This window comes from Exiguobacterium sp. UBA7533 (genome assembly GCF_002479335.1).
Lineage (GTDB): Bacteria > Bacillota > Bacilli > Exiguobacteriales > Exiguobacteriaceae > Exiguobacterium_A.
Genome location: NZ_DLMP01000001.1, coordinates 303,694 through 323,719, shown reverse-complemented (window position 1 = coordinate 323,719; position 20,026 = coordinate 303,694). Strand labels below are relative to the sequence as shown.

Annotated in this window: 15 protein-coding genes, 1 other RNA gene, 1 pseudogene and 1 other annotated feature; of the genes and pseudogenes, 16 read left to right on the top strand and 1 reads right to left on the bottom strand. The window is 48.3% G+C overall.

Going from position 1 to position 20,026, the window contains the following annotated elements; translation table 11 throughout:
* The first annotated feature begins 4 nt into the window (after positions 1 to 4).
* The 15 genes and pseudogenes from ruvB (at position 5) to B2U10_RS01590 (ending at position 18,198) form a co-directional block, all read left to right on the top strand.
* Positions 5 to 1,000, top strand: a complete 996-nt coding sequence (gene ruvB / locus B2U10_RS01660; protein WP_035406506.1) for a Holliday junction branch migration DNA helicase RuvB — start codon at positions 5 to 7, stop codon at positions 998 to 1,000.
* A 4-nt stretch (positions 1,001 to 1,004) separates the two neighbouring features.
* Positions 1,005 to 2,045: a tRNA preQ1(34) S-adenosylmethionine ribosyltransferase-isomerase QueA gene (gene queA / locus B2U10_RS01655; protein WP_290751785.1), complete on the top strand. Its 1,041-nt coding sequence runs from the start codon at positions 1,005 to 1,007 to the stop codon at positions 2,043 to 2,045.
* Positions 2,045 to 3,190 (top strand): tRNA guanosine(34) transglycosylase Tgt, encoded by a 1,146-nt coding sequence (gene tgt, locus B2U10_RS01650; RefSeq protein WP_035406513.1) that lies wholly within the window; start codon positions 2,045 to 2,047, stop codon positions 3,188 to 3,190. Before queA ends, tgt begins: the two co-directional genes overlap by 1 nt.
* Before the next feature lie 71 nt (positions 3,191 to 3,261).
* The gene (yajC, locus tag B2U10_RS01645; RefSeq protein ID WP_056062498.1) at positions 3,262 to 3,555 is read left to right on the top strand and encodes a preprotein translocase subunit YajC; all 294 of its coding nucleotides are present in this window, start codon (positions 3,262 to 3,264) and stop codon (positions 3,553 to 3,555) included.
* A gap of 156 nt (positions 3,556 to 3,711) precedes the next feature.
* Positions 3,712 to 5,920, top strand: a pseudogene (secD, locus tag B2U10_RS01640) (protein translocase subunit SecD).
* A gap of 72 nt (positions 5,921 to 5,992) precedes the next feature.
* Positions 5,993 to 8,302: a single-stranded-DNA-specific exonuclease RecJ gene (recJ, locus tag B2U10_RS01635; RefSeq protein ID WP_290785234.1), complete on the top strand. Its 2,310-nt coding sequence runs from the start codon at positions 5,993 to 5,995 to the stop codon at positions 8,300 to 8,302.
* Positions 8,281 to 8,799, top strand: coding sequence for an adenine phosphoribosyltransferase (locus B2U10_RS01630; RefSeq protein ID WP_035406521.1), 519 nt, complete (start codon positions 8,281 to 8,283; stop codon positions 8,797 to 8,799). Before recJ ends, B2U10_RS01630 begins: the two co-directional genes overlap by 22 nt.
* A gap of 141 nt (positions 8,800 to 8,940) precedes the next feature.
* Positions 8,941 to 11,139, top strand: coding sequence for a RelA/SpoT family protein (locus B2U10_RS01625; RefSeq protein WP_056062492.1), 2,199 nt, complete (start codon positions 8,941 to 8,943; stop codon positions 11,137 to 11,139).
* Between the two features lie 14 nt (positions 11,140 to 11,153).
* Complete coding sequence (dtd, locus tag B2U10_RS01620; protein ID WP_290751773.1) at positions 11,154 to 11,603, top strand: D-aminoacyl-tRNA deacylase; 450 nt, start codon at positions 11,154 to 11,156, stop codon at positions 11,601 to 11,603.
* A gap of 45 nt (positions 11,604 to 11,648) precedes the next feature.
* Positions 11,649 to 11,870 (top strand) — a binding site (T-box leader).
* A gap of 42 nt (positions 11,871 to 11,912) precedes the next feature.
* The gene (hisS, locus tag B2U10_RS01615) at positions 11,913 to 13,193 is read left to right on the top strand and encodes a histidine--tRNA ligase (RefSeq protein ID WP_035406530.1); all 1,281 of its coding nucleotides are present in this window, start codon (positions 11,913 to 11,915) and stop codon (positions 13,191 to 13,193) included.
* Positions 13,190 to 14,956, top strand: a complete 1,767-nt coding sequence (aspS, locus tag B2U10_RS01610; protein ID WP_035406533.1) for an aspartate--tRNA ligase — start codon at positions 13,190 to 13,192, stop codon at positions 14,954 to 14,956. The genes hisS and aspS overlap by 4 nt, the downstream gene beginning before the upstream one ends.
* Before the next feature lie 62 nt (positions 14,957 to 15,018).
* On the top strand, positions 15,019 to 15,603 hold the full coding sequence (locus B2U10_RS01605; RefSeq protein ID WP_035406536.1) for a DNA-3-methyladenine glycosylase: 585 nt from the start codon (positions 15,019 to 15,021) through the stop codon (positions 15,601 to 15,603).
* 289 nt (positions 15,604 to 15,892) lie between these two features.
* A complete protein-coding gene (locus tag B2U10_RS01600; protein ID WP_290785232.1) occupies positions 15,893 to 17,077 on the top strand; it encodes a DASH family cryptochrome in 1,185 nt (394 codons plus the stop codon).
* Positions 17,078 to 17,150: 73 nt separating this feature from the next.
* Positions 17,151 to 17,340: non-coding RNA, 6S RNA (gene ssrS, locus B2U10_RS01595), on the top strand.
* Between the two features lie 93 nt (positions 17,341 to 17,433).
* On the top strand, positions 17,434 to 18,198 hold the full coding sequence (locus B2U10_RS01590) for a tRNA threonylcarbamoyladenosine dehydratase (protein WP_023468920.1): 765 nt from the start codon (positions 17,434 to 17,436) through the stop codon (positions 18,196 to 18,198).
* 12 nt (positions 18,199 to 18,210) lie between these two features.
* On the opposite strand, the gene B2U10_RS01585 is transcribed toward B2U10_RS01590, so the two are convergent.
* The gene (locus tag B2U10_RS01585) at positions 18,211 to 19,548 is read right to left on the bottom strand and encodes a replication-associated recombination protein A (protein ID WP_290751758.1); all 1,338 of its coding nucleotides are present in this window, start codon (positions 19,546 to 19,548) and stop codon (positions 18,211 to 18,213) included.
* A gap of 60 nt (positions 19,549 to 19,608) precedes the next feature.
* On the opposite strand from B2U10_RS01585, the gene cymR reads away from it, so the two are divergent.
* Positions 19,609 to 20,016 carry a cysteine metabolism transcriptional regulator CymR gene (gene cymR, locus B2U10_RS01580; protein ID WP_056062801.1) on the top strand — a complete coding sequence of 136 codons (408 nt, stop codon included), beginning with the start codon at positions 19,609 to 19,611 and terminating at the stop codon, positions 20,014 to 20,016.
* The last annotated feature ends 10 nt before the right edge of the window (positions 20,017 to 20,026 follow it).

The window sequence follows — 20,026 nt, the reverse complement described above, 5'->3', positions numbered from 1 at the left end:
GGACATGGAAGAGCGCATTTTGTCAGAATCCGCCCATGCGGAAGATCAAGAAGAGTGGAGTCTGCGTCCTCAGACGCTCGAGCAATATATCGGGCAGGAGAAAGCAAAAGGAAACTTAAGTGTCTTCATCGAGGCGGCAAAAATTCGTCAGGAAACACTCGATCACGTTCTTCTCTACGGTCCTCCAGGTCTTGGTAAGACGACGCTTGCGACAATCATCGCAAACGAGATGGGGGTCGGCATCAAGACGACAGCCGGTCCTGCGATCGAACGACCAGGTGATCTGGCGGCAATTCTCTCATCACTTGAGCCGGGAGACGTCCTGTTCATAGATGAGATTCATCGGTTGAGTCGATCGATCGAAGAGATTCTATATCCGGCAATGGAAGACTATTGTCTCGATATCGTCATCGGTCAAGGGGAACTCGCGCGTAGCGTTCGGATCGACTTGCCACCATTTACACTCGTCGGTGCGACGACGCGTGCCGGGATGCTGTCGGCACCGCTACGTGATCGTTTTGGCGTGACGCTGAAGCTTGAATATTATACGATGTCAGAGTTGTCTGCCATTGTGACCCGGACGTCACGGTTGTTTGGATTCGAAGCGGATCGTCTCGCAGCAGAAGCGATCGCCCTTCGTTCACGCGGAACACCACGTGTCGCGAACCGGTTGTTACGGCGTGTCCGTGACTTCGCTCAAGTTGCTCATCAAACTGAGATCGATGCCTCGCTTGCGACAAGTGCACTTGATCGCTTGCATGTCGATGCGCTCGGACTCGACGATGTCGACCATCGTTTACTACGATCGCTTGCAGAACGGTTTGCCGGTGGTCCGGTCGGTCTTGAGACGATTGCAGCGACAATCGGAGAAGATGCGCAGACGATCGAAGATGTGTATGAACCATATCTGTTACAACAAGGCTTTTTACAACGTACCCCGCGCGGACGTGTCTTAACACCGTTCGCCCGCCAACATTTAGGACTGAAAGAAGGAAATTGAACCAATGGATGTAAACTTATTTGATTTTCATTTACCAGAAGAACAAATTGCTCAAGTGCCATTGCTCGACCGGACGAGTTCGAAATTGATGGTCCTCGACCGGGAGACAGGTGCGATTCAGCATCAACACTTCCATGATATCGTCGACCACTTCCGGGAAGGCGATACACTCGTCATCAACGATACGAAAGTCTTACCGGCACGTCTTTTTGGTGTGAAGGAAGAGACAGGTGGAAAAATCGAATTGTTGCTCTTGAAGCAGACGAGTGACGATGTTTGGGAAACGCTAGCAAAACCAGCAAAACGAGTCAAACCAGGTACAATTCTGTCGTTTGGTGACGGATTACTCCGTGCTGAGTGTGTCGAAGCACTTGAAGACGGGGGACGGATTCTGAAGTTTTTCTACGACGGGATTTTCTACGAAGTGCTCGATCAACTTGGAACGATGCCATTGCCACCGTACATTCATGAACAACTGGAAGATCAAGATCGTTACCAGACGGTCTACGCTCGCGAACGTGGGAGCGCCGCGGCACCAACAGCGGGTCTTCACTTCACACCGGAATTGCTCGAAGCGCTTCAAGCGAAAGGTGTCCGGATCGCACCGTTGACGTTACATGTCGGACTTGGCACATTCCGTCCTGTTTCGGTCGACGACGTCGATAGTCACAAGATGCATAGTGAGTACTACGAATTGCCGGAAAGTTCAGCGGCACTGCTACGCGAAACACGGAAACAAGGCGGACGGATCATCGCGGTTGGTACGACATCGACGCGAACGCTTGAAACGGTCATCCGTGATCACGGTGACTTCATCGAAGCAACAGGTTGGACAGACATCTTCATTTTCCCAGGTCAGGAAGTCAAAGGGATCGATGGATTGATCACGAACTTCCACTTACCGAAATCAACATTGATCATGCTCGTGTCCGCGTTATCGACACGGGAACACATTCTGCATGCCTACGAAGAAGCTGTAGCGAATGGCTATCGTTTCTTTAGCTTCGGTGATGCGATGTTCTTAACGAGAGAGGAACGAAACTAATGACAAAACACGCGGTAACATACGAACATATCAAAACATGTAAACAATCCGGAGCGCGGTTAGGAATCGTCCATACGCCGCACGGTAGTTTTGAGACACCGGTCTTCATGCCGGTCGGAACACAAGCGACGGTCAAGACGATGGCACCAGAACAAATCAAGGATATGAACGCGAACATCATCCTCGCGAACACGTATCACCTATGGGTGCGTCCTGGACACGATGTCATCAAGGAAGCAGGCGGTCTGCATAAATTCATGAACTGGGATGGCGCGATTCTCACGGATTCAGGTGGCTTCCAAGTCTTCTCACTCGCTGATCTCCGGAATATTTCGGAAGAAGGCGTTCATTTCCGTAACCATTTAAACGGTGACAAACTGTTCTTATCACCGGAAAAAGCAATGGAAATCCAAAACGCACTCGGTTCAGACATCATGATGGCGTTTGATGAGTGCCCCCCATATCCTGCTTCTCACGAGTACATGAAAGCATCTGTCGAACGAACAAGCCGCTGGGCAGAACGTTGTCTTGCAGCGCACGAACGTCCGCAAGACCAAGCACTGTTCGGAATTATCCAGGGTGGCGAATACGAAGACTTACGTCGCCAAAGTGCGAAAGATCTCGTAGCGCTTGATTTCCCAGGGTACGCGGTCGGTGGTCTCTCGGTTGGTGAACCGAAAGATGTCATGTACCGAGCACTCGAATTCACGACACCACTCATGCCAGAAGATAAACCACGTTATTTAATGGGCGTTGGTTCACCGGATGCATTGATTGAAGGCGCGATTCGTGGAATCGATATGTTCGACTGTGTCTTACCGACACGGATTGCACGCAATGGTACATTGATGACATCACAAGGACGTCTTGTCGTCCGAAATGCAAAATATGCACGTGATTTCCGTCCACTCGATGAGAAATGTGATTGCTACGCATGTAAGAATTACTCGCGTTCGTACATCCATCACTTGATCCGCGCGCAAGAAACGTTCGGACTACATCTTTGTTCGACACACAATCTTCACTTCCTCGTCAAGTTGATGGAAGGCGTTCGCCAAGCGATTCGTGAGGATCGTCTGCTTGATTTTAAAGAAGAATTTTTCGAAGAATACGGTTACAATTTACCGAACGCAAAGAATTTCTAACAAATCGTCTGACAAATCAATCCTTTCACGGTATAATGAACGTGATTTGAATGATAAAGGAGTTGGTACAAATGGGAAGTAATATCCTTGCATTCCTCCCGATGATCTTGATCTTCGTGGTGTTCTATTTCTTGTTGATCCGTCCACAGAACAAACGCCAGAAGCAAGTGCGTCAGATGCAAACTGAACTTTCACGCGGCGATTCGATCGTAACGATCGGTGGTCTTCACGGGGTTGTCCAAAAAGTTGACGACACGACGGTGACATTGAAGTCAGGAAACGCACAATTGACATTCAACCGAAGTGCTGTGGCAGAAGTGACGAAAAAATCAACAACTGTCATGGGCGACGAAACGGTCGAATAAGGCATTGAAAAGACGCTTTCCGGATTCCGGAGCGTCTTTTCTGTTTATATATGAGAAAAACGTTTGCTAAGATTACCATTTCTTTTGTAAGCTAGGGTAGGAGAACAAAGTTGTCTGAAAATATACTGGGAACTAGAGAAAGGACAATGTAGCATGATCAAGAAAGGGAAACTTGCCACATTCTTCATCGTCGTCATCGCGTTGCTCGTGCTGATCGGTACGACATCGTCATGGTTGCTGAAGGATACGAAGCTTGGCCTTGACCTTAAAGGTGGCTTCGAAGTCTTGTATGAAGTACAACCACTGAAAGAAGGAGACGTCATCGACCAAAATGCGATGAGTGCCACATTGACGGCAATTGAGAACCGTGTCAACGTTCTCGGTGTCTCTGAACCGGATATTCGGATCGAGGGTAACAACCGGATTCGTGTTCAACTTGCTGGCGTCAAGGATCAGACGGAAGCGCGTCAAATCCTATCTTCGACGGCACAATTGTCATTCCGTGACATCAACGATAAGTTGTTGCTTGACGGTTCAGACTTAAAAGCTAAAGGAGCAAAAGTCGGATATGATCCGAATACGAATGAACCACTCGTCGAATTGACGATGAAGTCAAAACAGAAATTTTATGAAGTAACTCAAAAAGTCTCACAAATGCAAGCACCGGCGAACCGCCTTGTCATCTGGCTCGATTACGAAAAGGGTGATACGTACGAAAAAGAGATTCAAAAGAAGAATTCGAAAATCGTTTCGGATGCATCGGTCACTCAACCAATCAACTCGGATAAGGCAATCATTTCCGGTGGCGATATCGATGCCGAGTATGGTAAACAATTGTCCTCAATCCTTAACGCAGGAGCACTGCCGGTCAAACTCGAGGAAATCTACTCGACGTCGGTCTCGGCTGCTTTTGGACAGGATGCACTTGATCAGACACTTTTCGCGTCAGCTATCGGTGTAGCTGCTGTCTTCTTGTTCATGCTAGTGTTCTACCGGATCTCTGGATTAGTTTCGATTATTACCTTGTTGTTCTACATCTATCTCGTCATGATTTTCTTTAACGGGATTAATGCCGTCCTTACATTACCGGGGATTGCGGCACTCGTTCTTGGTGTCGGTATGGCGGTTGATGCGAACATCATCACTGCAGAGCGGATCAAGGACGAATTACGAAGTGGCAAATCCGTCTTATCCGCATTTAAAGCCGGAAACCGTCGTTCGTTCGGTACGATTCTTGATGCCAACTTAACGACATTGATTTCTGCTGGTGTCTTGTACTACTTCGGTACAAGCACGGTCAAAGGATTCGCCATCATGTTGATGGTCTCAATCGCCGTCACTTTCGTCACGAATGTCTTTGTCTCACGTTACCTGATGCAACTCCTTGTCAGTAGCCGATGGTTCGATAAGAAGAAATCATGGTTCGGTGTAAAGGAGAGTGAAATCCGTGAGCTTTAATCCTACGAAATTCGATTACGTCAAACATCGCAAAATCTATTTCGCGATCACGATTGCCCTCGTCATCATTTCGGTACTTTTGCTGTCGTTCCGCGGTCTTAACCTTGGGATCGACTTCTCGCAAGGTACACGCGTCGAGATTTCTTCTGAGAATCAAATCAAGGAAGCCGATGTCCGCTCTGTCATTGAAGAGTCAGGCATTGATGCTGCGGAAATCGATGGCATCCAATTTGCTCAAGGTGGAAAACTAGCGAACGTCACGTTCGTTGGGGAATTCAGCCAAGATCAAATCTCTAAAATGAAACAAACGATTGAAACGGAATATAAGAAAGAACCGAGTATCTCGACGGTTTCGGCGCAAGTTGGTCAAGAAATCGCGCGTAACGCGATTTATGCGGTCTTACTCGCGTCACTTGGGATCGTCATCTATGTCTCGTTCCGATTCCAACCGTTATACGGGATTGCGACAGTGCTTGCACTATTGCATGATGCGTTAATGATCGTCGCCTTCTTCTCGTTGTTCCAAATTGAGGTCAACTTGTACTTCATTGCAGCGATCCTGACGATCATCGGGTATTCTGTCAACGATACGATCGTTACGTTCGACAGGGTTCGAGAAAATCTCGGACTTGCCGAAAAAGGGGGACGAAAAGTTTCGTTCGATGAGTTGGCGCATATCGTCAATGAATCGATTCAACAAACAATCGTCCGTTCGATCAACACCGTCGTGACGGTCATCATGACGGCAGCAGCGCTCTACATCTTCGGTAGCGAAGCGATCCGTGGATTCAGTCTTGCGTTGCTCGTCGGGTTGATCATGGGGATGTTCTCTTCGATCTTCATCGCTGCTCAGCTCTGGCTCGTCATGAAGGGTCGGACACTTGGTCGGACAAAACGTGCTTCCTAAAAGAGTATCCGCATCAGCTATCGCTGATGCGGATTTTCAATTATAATGGGGAAGTTGATTGGAGGGTTTGAGATGTACCATGCTAAAAAAACATGGCTTGATAAAGTCATTGATCCAGAACAAATCGAACAATTGACGGCGGATGGCTCGATCTCTCCGCACGTCGCACAACTACTTGTCCAACGGGGGTTCACAACACGTGAAGCAGCCCGTGAATTTCTAGAAACCGATCAAATGGCATTCCACGATCCATTTGCTTTTAAAGACATGCCGAAAGTCGTTGAACGGATTCAACGTGCCGTCAACGAAGGTGAGATGATTTTAATTTACGGTGATTATGACGTCGATGGTGTGAGTTCCGCGGCGATTCTCTGGCACGCCTTGATTGAAATCGGAGGGATGGCAGAGTGTTATATCCCAAACCGATTCACAGAAGGCTATGGACCGAATGAAGCAGCATTTCGCTGGGCAGCGGAAGAAGGGTTTAGTCTCGTCATCACCGTCGACTGTGGGATTTCCGGTATCCACGAAGCAGATGTCCTGAAAGAACTCGGGGTCGATTTAATCATCACCGATCATCACGAAGCAAAAGAAACGTTACCCGATGCCTTTGCCTTGATCCATCCAGGTGTCGATTCGGCGTATCCGTTCTCGAAACTCGCAGGCGCAGGAGTTGCCTTTAAAGTCGCGCATGCTCTTCTTGATCGTGAACCAGTCGAATTACTCGATCTTGCCGTGCTCGGAACGATTGCCGATCTTGTTCCGCTCGTCGGCGAAAACCGCTTGCTTGCGATTCGTGGCATCGAAGCACTGAACGCAAGTGAACGTCCAGGTATCCTTGCGTTACGTGACGTCTGCAGTTTAACTGAGGACGAACTAACGGAAGAGTCGGTCGGATTTGCGTTCGGTCCACGGATCAATGCAGCAGGTCGTCTTGATTCTGCGATGCCAGCGCTCGAGATGTTGTTAGCAGAAAGTAAAGATGAAGCACTTCATCTCGCGAAACAGCTCGACCAACAAAATAAGCAACGTCAAGATATCGTCAAGCAGATTGCGGAAGAAGCAACGGCGCTTGTCGAGGAACGCTTCAAGGATGACCGCGTCCTCGTCGTCGATGCGGCAGACTGGAACCCAGGTGTCGTCGGCATCGTCGCCTCGCGACTCGTTGAAAAATATCATCGCCCCGTCATCATGCTGTGTCATGATGCTGAAAAAGGAACAGCCAAAGGTTCTGGGCGATCGATTCCAGCCTTTGACCTCTTCGCTGAACTGACGAAATGTGAAGATATCTTACCGCATTTCGGCGGACATCCAGCTGCGGCTGGGATGACTTTATCTTCTGATGACGTTGAGACGTTACGTCAACGCTTGAATGAACAAGCGAGCACGTTACCGGATGACGCGTTCATCGCGACAATCGATGTCGACCTACGTCTACACGTCAGTGATGTCTCGATTCAGTTGATTGAAGACATTCAGCGACTGGCACCGTTCGGGATGGGAAACCCCGCACCACGGATCGTCATTGAGCAGGCGAAGATTCGCGATATGAAACGGATCGGTCGTGATCTGACGCATGTCAAGGCACTCCTATCAGGCGACGGGAAGGAACTCGATGCAATTGGCTTCGGCTTCGGCGACCTCGTCGATGAAGTTTCAACCTTATCGGAGATTCACTTGATGGGCAGTCTGAACATCAATGAATGGAATGGTTTCCGTAAACCACAATTGATGATTCAAGACGTCGCTGTCGAAGATGTTCAAGTGTTTGATTACCGTGGAGGTAAGCGGCCGCTGAGCGATCTATTCGCCTTACCGCACGAGACGACGACATTCGTCGCCTTTACCGATGAGATGAAGGAGAAATACACTGAACGTTCGTTAAATGGTCCGATTCGACAAAACATCGTCTTTCTTGACCTGCCGGAAGAGGAAGCAGCATTTTATCCATATGTGCAACAGGCAGAGCGGATTTATTGTGCCTTTAAGGATGAAGGCTATTATTTCGAGACGATTCCATCTCGTGAGGACTTCAAACAGTACTTCCAGTATTTTGCGAAATGTCCACGGGATGAGCTCCGGATGGGTCTCGTACGTTTGTCGAAATCGCGAAAATGGACGAAACGATCGATTAACTTTATGCATTCGGTATTCTCGGAACTTGATTTTCTTGTTACAATGGAGGACGGGCTGCCGGGTGTGAACCCAAATGCTGCAAAACGAGATCTGACGGAAGCACCGACGTACCAGCGTCATGAAGCGCGTCAAGAGCTCGAGCAACAATACATTTATTCGTCACTCGCTCAGTTGAAAGAGCGTTTTGATACTTTGGTAGAAGCGGCGAAGCAGGAGGAAAAGACATGGAGTTCAAACAGCATATAAAAGAGGTCGAGAATTGGCCGAAAGAAGGAATCAGTTTCAAGGACATCACATCACTCATGCAAAACGGACCGGCGTATAAACAATCGGTCGATGCGCTCGTTGAGTATGCACGTAGTAAAGGCGCAGATGTCATCGCAGGTCCAGAAGCACGTGGATTCGTCGTTGGTTGCCCAGCAGCTTACGCGATGGAAATCGGATTCGTTCCTGTTCGTAAAGAAGGAAAATTACCGCGCGAGACAGTCCGTGTCGAGTATGGTCTTGAGTACGGAAAAGACGTCTTGACGATGCACGAAGATGCAATCCAACCGGGACAACGCGTCGTCATCCTTGACGATTTGCTTGCGACAGGTGGTACGATTGAAGCAACGATCCAAATGATCGAAAAATTAGGCGGAACAGTTGCCGGAATCGGATTCTTAATTGAACTCGATGGTCTTGGCGGACGTGAGAAACTCGAAGGATATGACATTCTTTCATTGATTCGCTACGAAGACTGAAGACACTATACTCTCTTGGTACTTGATGACCAAGGGGGTATTTCTTTTTATTTTGACATCTTCTCAAGATTTCACGATAATAAGAATTATATATTAGGGATTCCGTTGCAGACGATCCCGGGGACTGGGTGAGGAAAAGGGATGACAAATAAACAAATCGTAAATGTAGAAGACCTTCTCGCTCGATGTGCGGAATACATGACGCAAGTTGAAGTCAAAGACATCGAACGTGCTTACCAATTCGCGAAAGACGAACATGATGGGCAATTCCGCCGTTCAGGGGAACCGTACATCATTCATCCGGTACAAGTTGCCGGTATCTTAGTCGATATTGGTTTGGATGCAACGACGATCGTCGCTGCGCTTCTTCATGATGTCGTCGAAGATACGGACATTACACTCGAAGAATTATCCGAACGATTCGGATCTGACGTTGCGATGCTCGTCGATGGCGTCACGAAACTCGGGAAAATTAAATATAAATCGAAGCGCGAAGAGTTAGCTGAGAACCATCGGAAGATGTTCATCGCGATGGCGGAAGACATTCGTGTCATCTTGATCAAACTGGCTGACCGTTTGCACAATATGCGGACGTTGCAACATATGGTCAAGGAAAAGCAAGTGCAAAAAGCAGAAGAGACGCTTGAAATCTTCGCGCCACTTGCGCATCGTCTCGGGATTTCGACGATCAAATGGGAACTCGAGGACATCAGTTTGCGCTACATCAATCCGCAACAATACTACCGGATCGTTTCGATGATGAAACAAAAACGGACGGAACGAGAAGCGCTCGTTAGTTCGGTTATTGAAGAGGTCAATGAAGTACTCGATGATGTACAGATTGCAGCGGAAGTCGATGGACGTCCGAAGCATATCTATTCCATTTATAATAAGATGCAAAACTCGAAAAAAGAGTTCAGTGAAATCTATGATTTGATGGCTGTTCGCATCATTGTTGACTCAATCAAAGATTGTTACGCTGTACTCGGAATCATTCATACGCAGTATAAACCGATGCCGGGACGTTTCAAGGATTATATCGCGATGCCGAAGCCGAACATGTATCAATCGCTGCATACGACGGTCATCGGACCGAAAGGCGAGCCGCTCGAGGTCCAAATTCGGACGCGAGACATGCATTTCATTGCCGAGTACGGGATTGCCGCTCACTGGGCGTATAAAGAAGGTAAGGAACAGGAAGCAAAATCTGGGTTTGAGGATAAGATTGCTCACTTCCGCGAGATTTTGGAGTTACAGAAGGACACGGCAGATGCCGAGGAATTCATGGAATCGGTCAAAGTCGACTTCTTCAGTGACATGCTGTACGTCTTCACACCAAAAGGTGACGTCATCGAGTTGCCGAAAGGTTCTGTTCCGATTGATTATGCCTACCGAATTCATACGGAAATTGGTCACCGGACGATCGGAGCGAAAGTCAACGGACGGATGGTACCGATCGACTATAAGCTAAAGACAGGTGACATCATCGAAATCGTCACGTCGAAGCATAGTTATGGTCCAAGTAAGGATTGGCTCAAGATTTGTGTGTCGAGTCAGGCGAAAAATAAAATCCGTCAATGGTTCAAACGTCAGCAACGCGAAGAGAACGTCTCAAAAGGACGGGAACTGATCGAAGCAGAAGTGAAGAAGCTTGGCTTTGAGCCGAAAGAAGTCATCAATGAGAAGACGCTCGAAGACGTGACGCGGAAGTTCAACTTCTCGCAAGAAGAAGACATGTACGCTGCCGTTGGCTATCATGGTCTGACTGCTGCCCAAGTCGCGCATAAATTAACGGAAAAATTACGCAAAGACAAAGAATCCAAAAATCTAGAACTGAACGAAGCAATCAGTGAGATGAAGACGTTCGATCGTCCGAAAAAGGAAAATCCGGAAGGGGTTCGGGTCAAAGGCATCGATAACATGCTCGTTCGCATGAGTCGTTGTTGTAATCCGGTTCCAGGGGACGATATCGTCGGATATATCACGCGTGGGCGTGGCGTCTCAATTCACCGGACGGACTGTTTGAACGTCATTCACGAACAAAATCCGGAACGTCTGCTCGAAGTCGAGTGGGAACATGAAGGTAAAGCCGTCAAGAGTTATAACGTCGAAATCGAAATTTCTGGATTTGACCGGGCAGGATTGTTGAATGATGTCTTGCAGTCGGTATCTGCAACGAATACGAACATCGTCGCTGTCAGTGGGAAGGGCGACGACAGTAAACAAGCCAAAATCACGATGACGATTGCGATCAATAATGTCAATCATCTACAAAAAGTCGTCGATCGAATTAAACAAATCTCTGACGTGTATGCTGTACATCGCGTCATGATGACGTAAGGAGCGGATCCGTCGTGCGAGTTGTATTACAACGAGTCAAAGAAGCAAGTGTCACAGTCGATCAAAAAATCATCGGTCAAATCAAACAAGGATTTCTTTTGCTCGTCGGTGTCACGCACGAAGACACGATCGATCAGGTGAACTGGTTAGCTGATAAAATCGCAGGACTCCGTGTGTTTGAAGATGAGGAAGAACGGATGAATCGCTCGTTACAGGATGTCGACGGTCAGATTCTATCCGTCTCGCAGTTCACGCTGTATGGTGATGTCAAAAAAGGACGTCGTCCAGCCTTCACGGAAGCGGCGAAACCGAATGTTGCCAATGAGTTGTATGAAGCGTTCAATGAACGTCTTCGTGCGCAAGGACTGACGGTCGAGACAGGTCAGTTCGGTGCCATGATGGATATCGCGCTCATTAATGATGGGCCTGTAACGTTGATTCTTGAAAAAGAAGCAAACGCTTGACAGGAACCGAGAGACGAGGCAATATTAGACGTAACCAAATGATTCATACGACCGAAGACGAAGAGGAGTAATCAAGACCTCGTCTGCTTAGAGAGTCGCCCCTTGGCTGAAAGGGCGAACAGACGAACTCGATGAAAGACCCTTCCGAGGTATCTTCCTGAACCGATAGTAGGGAAGGTCGTACGCAGGCGTTAACTGCACCGAGTGGTCAAATGTGATTTGACAACCAGGGTGGTACCACGGGATCTTCAAGTTCTCGTCCCTTTGCGGACGAGAACTTTTTTGTATTCAAAAAAGGAGGAATTTGAGATGAAATTACCACGCGGTACGTTTGATGTCCTTCCAGGAACAGTCGAACGTTGGCAGTACATCGAACAACAATTACGTGAAATTAGTAAGCGTTACAACTATAAGGAAATCCGGACGCCGATTTTTGAGGAGACAGAACTCTTTAAACGTGGCGTTGGTGAGACGACGGATATCGTTCAAAAAGAGATGTTCATGCTTGAGAAACGCGGAAAAGACCAGTTGACGTTACGCCCGGAAGGAACGGCTGCCGTCGTTCGTTCATTCGTGACAAACAAACTATTCGGTTCACCGAACCAACCAACGAAATTATTCTACATCGGCCCGATGTTCCGTTATGAACGTCCGCAAGCAGGACGTTTCCGTCAGCTCCACCAATACGGAGTTGAAGCACTCGGAAGTGAACAACCGGCCATTGATGCGGAAGTAATCAGTCTCGCGATGAGCATCTACCGTTCATTCGGATTGAAGCATCTTAAACTGGTCATCAACACGCTCGGGGATAACGAAAGTCGCGCCGCACACCGGGCAGCACTCGTCGAACACTTTAAGCCAGTCGTTCACGAATTATGCCAGGACTGTCAAAATCGTCTCGAAACGAATCCTCTTCGTGTCCTCGATTGTAAGGTCGACCGCGATCACCCGAGCATGGCAACAGCACCATCGATTCTCGATTACTTAAACCCGGCATCAAAAGCGTACTTCGACGAAGTGTTGCTTCACTTAGATGCACTCGGTATCGAGTACGTCGTTGATCCAACGCTTGTTCGCGGAATCGACTATTACAATCACACGGCTTTCGAAATCATGTCAGAAGCAGAAGGTTTCGGAGCAATCACGACACTATGTGGTGGTGGTCGTTACAACGGTCTCGTCGAACAGATCGGCGGACCGGCAACACCGGGAATCGGATTCGGAATCGGTATCGAGCGTTTATTGATGGCGCTTGAAAATGAGAACGTCTTACCAGCAGTCGACGATCAAATCGATGTCTTCATCGTCGCGCAAGGCAGTGACGAAGTCGAAAAGACAGCGACACGACTCCTACAATTAATGCGTCTTGAAGGACTTGTCGCGGATCGGGATTATCTCGGTCGGAAGTTCAAAGGACAATTTAAGGCAGCAGATCGCTTGAAAGCACGTTACACGGTCATCCTCGGGGATGAAGAAGTCGAGCGTGGTGCAGCTGCCCTCAAAAACATGGCTACAGGGGAACAGACGGACGTTCCGTTATCAGCAGTCGCTGATACGATCGTCGCGAAATTAAAGGAGGAAGCACAATGATCGGACGCACGCATATGAACGGACAGGTGACAGAAGAAGTCATCGGACAACACGTTCAACTTAAAGGATGGGTTCAAAAACGACGTGACTTAGGAGGATTGATCTTCCTTGATCTCCGTGACCGTAGTGGCATCGTCCAAATCGTCTTCCAACCGGAAAACGAGCAGGCACACCGTCTTGCCGAATCGATTCGTTCGGAATATGTCCTCGATATTAAAGGACATGTCATCGCACGTGAGAATCCGAACCCGAACATCCCGACTGGACAAGTCGAGGTCGTCGCGGATGAAGTCGTCATCTTAAACGCAGCGAAGATGACACCGTTTCCGATCAGTGAAGAAGCGGAGCAGACGTCAGAAGATTTACGTCTCAAATACCGTTACCTCGACTTGCGTCGCCCATCGCTCCAAGAGACATTCCGTCTTCGTTCGAAAGCATCGAACATCATGCGGAACTTCCTCGATGAGCAAGACTTCCTGGAAGTCGAGACACCGATCTTAACGAAATCAACGCCAGAAGGCGCACGTGACTATCTCGTCCCAAGCCGGGTTCACCCGGGCGAGTTCTACGCCTTGCCACAATCTCCACAATTGTTCAAACAATTGCTGATGGTGTCTGGTTTTGAGCGGTACTTCCAAATCGCACGTTGTTTCCGTGATGAAGACTTACGGGCAGACCGTCAACCTGAATTCACGCAAGTCGACATCGAGACAAGCTTCATGGACATCGAAGACTTGTATGCCATGATGGAGTCGATGATGACACGCGTCATGAAAGAAACGCTCGGAAAAGATATCGTGACACCATTCCCACGGATGCCGTATGCAGAAGCAATGAGCCGGTATGGTTCGGATAAACCGGATACACGCTTCGGTCTCGAATTGATCGATGTCGCGGATGCCGTCAAAGGAGCAGGATTCAAAGTATTCGATATGGCACTTGAAGCAGGTGGAGAAGTCAAAGCATTGAACGTCAAAGGTGCAGCTGAACGCTTCTCACGAAAAGACATCGATAAGTTACAAGAATTTACGGCGATTTACGGTGCAAAAGGTCTCGCATGGGTCAAAGTGACAGCGGACGGATTGAATGGTCCAATCGCGAAGTTCTTCGACGAAGAAGCAACCGCTCGCTTGACAGCGGCGACAGATGCGGAAGCAGGCGACTTGTTGTTGTTCGTCGCAGCAAAAGCATCGATCGTAGCAGACAGCTTAGGTGCGCTCCGTCAGAAGTTGGCGAAGGAACTCGACTTAATTGATGAGTCGGTCTTCAACTTCCTTTGGGTGACAGACTTCCCACTTGTCACGTACGAAGAAGAAGATGGTCGTTTCTATGCGAACCACCACCCGTTCACGATGCCGCGTCGCGAGGATCTCGAATTGCTCGAGACGGATCCTGGCAAAGTCCTCGCAGTCGCGTATGACCTCGTCTTAAACGGATATGAGCTCGGCGGTGGATCACAACGGATTTATGAACGGGATATCCAGGAGCGGATGTTCAAGTTGCTTGGCTTCTCAGAAGAAGAAGCAAACGAGCAATTCGGCTTCTTGATGGAAGCATTCGAATACGGAACACCACCACATGCGGGGATCGCACTTGGTCTAGACCGTCTCGTCATGTTACTCGCAGGGCGTTCGAACTTGCGTGATACAATTGCCTTCCCGAAAACAGCATCAGCAAGTGATCTGTTGACGGCAGCACCAAGCCCAGTCTCGGATGCGCAATTGAATGATCTCTCAATTCGTACAGCAGTCAAACAATCTTAAGTCACGACAAGCGAATCTTCCGGTATGGGAGGTTCGCTTGTTTCATGAAGGAGGGCGAACGGATGGAACGACACTTTTTTGAACGGTCTCCAGTTGAAGTCGGGCCAGACTTCTTAGGAACACACATCACGGTCGATGAGGTAACGATGCGAATCGTCGAGGTCGAAGCCTATCTCGGTCCTCACGATCAAGCGGCACACTCGTTTTCCGGTAAACCGACGAAACGAACGGCACCGATGTTCGGTCCACCCGGACATTTATATGTTTATTTCACGTATGGTATGCATCACTGTATGAATATCGTTTGTGGACATGAAGGGGAAGGATACGGACTGCTGTTACGAGGTGCCGAAATCATCAGTGGGCACGATCTTGTCGCTGAACGCCGTTTCGGTTGTTCCTACGCAGAATTGACTGCGATTCAACGACGAAATCTCGTCAATGGACCGGCAAAATTGTGCCAAGGATTCGGTCTAACGACTGCTGATTCAGGTCAGGATCTTTATCAAGACCGGTTTCGACTCGTTGCCGACCCAGTCGATGCAATCGTCCAGACGACACGCATTGGTATTCCAAATGCTGGAGAAGCGACGGCCTATCCATGGCGTTTTTATGTCGACGCGAGTGAAGGTGTCAGTAAACGTTAAAAAATGGACGCTCCGATCAGGAAGCGTCCATTTTTTATTTAGGATTGTTGATTGATTTTTTAGCTTGTTGTTTTTTATAGAATTTATAAACGATTGGTCCAACCGTCGTTACAAGCGTCACTAATGTTCTGAGTTTACCGCGTTTTGCAGCCATTGATCCATTCACTCCTCTGATTTGTTGTAGTAATCATATTCCACGAAAACAACGTCTTAAAACCTCGTCGGCACATCCATTGGTTTTCTAAGTCCCTTGGTCGGGTCATAGTATAAGAGAAGGGAGCCGATCAATATGGGAGCAGTCGTCTGGTACCGCAATGATTTGCGTGTCGATGATCATGAAGCACTTCGGAGCGCATGCGAAGAACAAGATACGATTCGGGCAGTATACGTTAAAAATCATAAGGAACAGCTGTTTGAAAGAGGCGCACAACAAACGAAATTCGAAGAAGAAACATTAGTGAATTTAGCCGATCATTTGTCTCAAATCGGAATTGCATTAGATATTTTAGAGGGGAAGGTGAATGAGGCACTTGATTCTTATCTACAAACGGATGATACAGTCTATTTCCATAAGATGACTGGAACAGAAGAAGCGGCAAGTGAGCAGTATGTCAAAGACAGATATACAGTCCGTTCTTTTGAGACACAGACACTACATCGCCGGGAAGATATCGGAAGTGACGAACTGAAGCGCGTCTTTACAGCGTTTCGAAAACGTGTCGAGGCGAAAGGAACCTTCTACGATCCACTTGATCCACCAACGGGTATTCGATTAATAAGGGAGGAATCAGTCAAAGCGGATCCAGAGATTGCGTTCCCGTTCCGTGGTGGAGAATCAGCGGGGAGAGCACGTCTTCAAGAATACTTTGCTGAGCCTGTATTCACCTATAAAGAAACACGTAATGGTTTTTTGCGAGATGATTCTTCGAAGTTATCTGCCTGGCTAGCGAACGGATCGCTGTCACCGCGTCGCGTCATGACTGAATTGCAGAAAGCCGAGCGAAAAAAGGGAGCAAATGAATCGACGTACTGGTTGTATTTCGAACTGTTGTGGCGTGACTTTTTCCATTTAACGATGCGTGAGACAGGAAGTCGTCTGTTTCGATCGAATGGATTAAAGGAAGGACAATACACGTGGAAGACGGATCAGCTAGCTGTCGAACGTTGGATAAAAGGAAAGACCGGTGTACCGTTCGTTGATGCCTTTATGAACGAGATTCGCGAGACGGGATGGATGTCGAACCGGGGCAGGCAGATCGTTGCGAGTTATCTCATTCATGAATTAAAACAGGACTGGCGCATCGGAGCACAGTATTTTGAACAACAATTGATTGATCATGACGTCGCTTCGAACTATGGCAACTGGGCATTCATCGCAGGGGTCGGGAATGCGACACGGACGCCACGATTCGATCCCGTGTTCCAGCAACAACGATATGATCCGAACGAAGACTTCACGAAACGTTGGACTTAAAAAAGCATCTTTTTCTGGAGTGGGAAGTAGTTGCATTTCAGAGGGGAGGATGCTATATTAAATGCATCAGATGGGGTTCCTGAATTGTACGAGAGCCGCCTTTTATCTTTGAGCCACTCTTTTTTGATAGGGAGTTTGACGTTCCAACTAGTAGTACATGCCTCGTAACACAGCAGGAGGACGTACGAATAGGAATCGGATAAGACACCCACCTGCACAGCAGGTTCAAAAATAAGGTATCGACACGGCACTTCGGGTCCCATCGTCTTATTATTTTATTGTTTGACACGTCGCATGACGTTTTTTTTTATGATATAATTCCGAGTAAAACAGTATGAGTATTGTGAGGTTATGAGATGTTACATCAATTTTCGCGTAATGAACTAGCAATCGGTAAAACTGGACTTGACGCATTGGCATCCAAGTCTGTCGCTATTCTGGGAATCGGTGGTGTTGGATCGTTCTCGGCAGAAGCGCTTGCCCGTAGTGGTGTAGGTCGTTTGATTCTCGTTGATAAGGATGATATCGACATCACGAACGTCAACCGACAAATTCATGCCTTGCTTCCGACGGTCGGTCAGCCGAAGGTCGATGCGATGGCTGAACGTCTTGCGTTAATCAATCCAGACCTTGAAATCGTTCGTTTAAAGATGTTCTACAATGAAGAAACATTCGAGTCGTTCTTTGAACAGCAGCCGGATTATGTCATTGATGCATCGGACACGGTCTCGTTCAAAATTCACCTGATTCAAGAATGTAAGAAACGTAACATCCCGATTATCTCGAGCATGGGGATGGCGAACAAAATGGATCCGACACGCATCAAGATCGTTGACATCAAAGATACAAGTTATGATCCATTAGCGAAGGTCATTCGGACGAAACTCCGGAAAGCCGGCATCCATAAAGGTGTTCCTGTCGTCTTTTCCGATGAACCACCCGTTAAGATCATTGAAGAAGTCCGCCAAGTCGTCGGAAACGATGCCGCTGCGATTCGTAAAGCGAAGATGCCACCGAGTTCGAATGCATTTGTTCCATCTGTCGGTGGACTGATTGCAGCGAGCTACGTCATCAATGAGATTGTCCGTGAAGCTGGCGTGACGATCGAACGCGTTCGTTAAAAAAAAGCGACCTTATGGTCGCTTTTTCTGATGTGTGGCTGTTTGTTTGTTCCAAAAATCAAGTCGAGCTTGCAGTTGTTTCTCAAAACCGCGCGGGCTCGGGCGATAAAAGACCGGCTTTGTTCGGGCCAGGTTCTCGGGCCAGTAATTTTGTGGCACATAGGCATGCTCGAACTCATGAGGATATTGATAAGTGACACCATTCCCGAGCGCCGCTGCCCCCGGATGATGAGCATCGCGCAAGTGCGGCGGGACGGGTCCGCCGTCCGAACGACGAACGAGCGTCAATGCTTGATCGATTGCTGAGATGACAGCATTCGATTTCGGTGCCGTCGCGAGATATAAGACCGTTTCAGCAAGCGGGATCCGTGCTTCCGGGAAACCGACGTACTCGCACGCGCGTGCGCAGGCATCGACCATTAATAACGCTTGCGGATCAGACAGACCGATGTCTTCTGCCGCATGGACGTAGAGACGACGGACGATGAAACGTGGACTTTCGCCCGCTTCAATCATGACGGCGAGCCAGTAGAGAGCGGCGTCGGGATCGGAACCGCGAATCGATTTGATGAAGGCGGAGATGACATCATAATGACGATCGCCGTCCTTATCATACTTCAATGCCTTTTGCTGAATCGATTCCTCGGCGACAGCGAGGTCGATCGTGATTTGACCATCGATTTCCGGTGTCGTCAAGACGGCGAGTTCGAGCGCATTCAATAATGCCCGGTAGTCGCCGTCTGACAATTTGACGTAATGATCGATTGCTTCATCCGTGATCGTGATTGGATATTTGCCAAGACCACGCTCCGTGTCCTTCAGGGTCCGATCGAGGACGATCCGTAAATCATCTGCCGTCGGGGGTTCAAAACGAAAGACTGTTGCCCGCGATAAGAGAGCGGCGTTGACCTCAAAACTCGGATTTTCCGTCGTCGCCCCGATCAATGTGATCGTACCCGCTTCAAGCGCTGGCAGTAAGGCGTCTTGCTGCATCTTATTGAACCGATGGATTTCATCGAGAAAAAGGATCGTTTTTTGATCCTCGAACTGAAGACGAGCTTCGGCTGCTTTTAGAATTTCCCGTAATTGTTCCAGTTTCGCCGTGACCGCATTCAATTGCTCGAATGCTGATTTCGTATAACTGGAGATGACACGTGCGAGCGTCGTCTTACCGGTACCGGGTGGACCGTAAAAAATGACGGTTCCGAGACGATCGGCTAAGATGGCACGCCGCAGGAGCGTTGTCTCTCCAATCAGATGACGTTGTCCGACGATTTCATCCAGATTCTGCGGACGCATTCGATTCGCGAGCGGTCCGGCAGGAGACTGGGATTCAAATAAATGTGCCATACACATACGCTCCTTCCACTTTTAGCTACTACTATACTAGAAAGGATGATCCTTCGCATGATGAAAATCTCGACGAAAGGGCGATATGGTCTGACGATCATGATCGCACTCGCGAAAGAAGCTGAATCTAAACCATTGTCCTTAAAAAAAATCGCGCAGATGTATGACTTATCTGAACACTACCTCGAGCAATTGATCGCACCACTTCGTAATGGTGGTCTCGTCAAAAGTGTCCGCGGCGCTTATGGCGGGTATAAGCTCGGTCGTGAAGCACAAAGCATTACGGCGGGTGAAATCATCCGCCTGCTTGAAGGACCACTCGTCGTCGTTGAAGGTGATGCGTGTGACGAGGTCACGAAACGCAAACTGTGGGATAAAATCCAACAAGCAGTCGATCAAGTACTCGATTCAACGACGCTACAAGACTTAGCGGAAGAAGACGATACAGGATACATGTTCTATATTTGAGAGGTGAAAA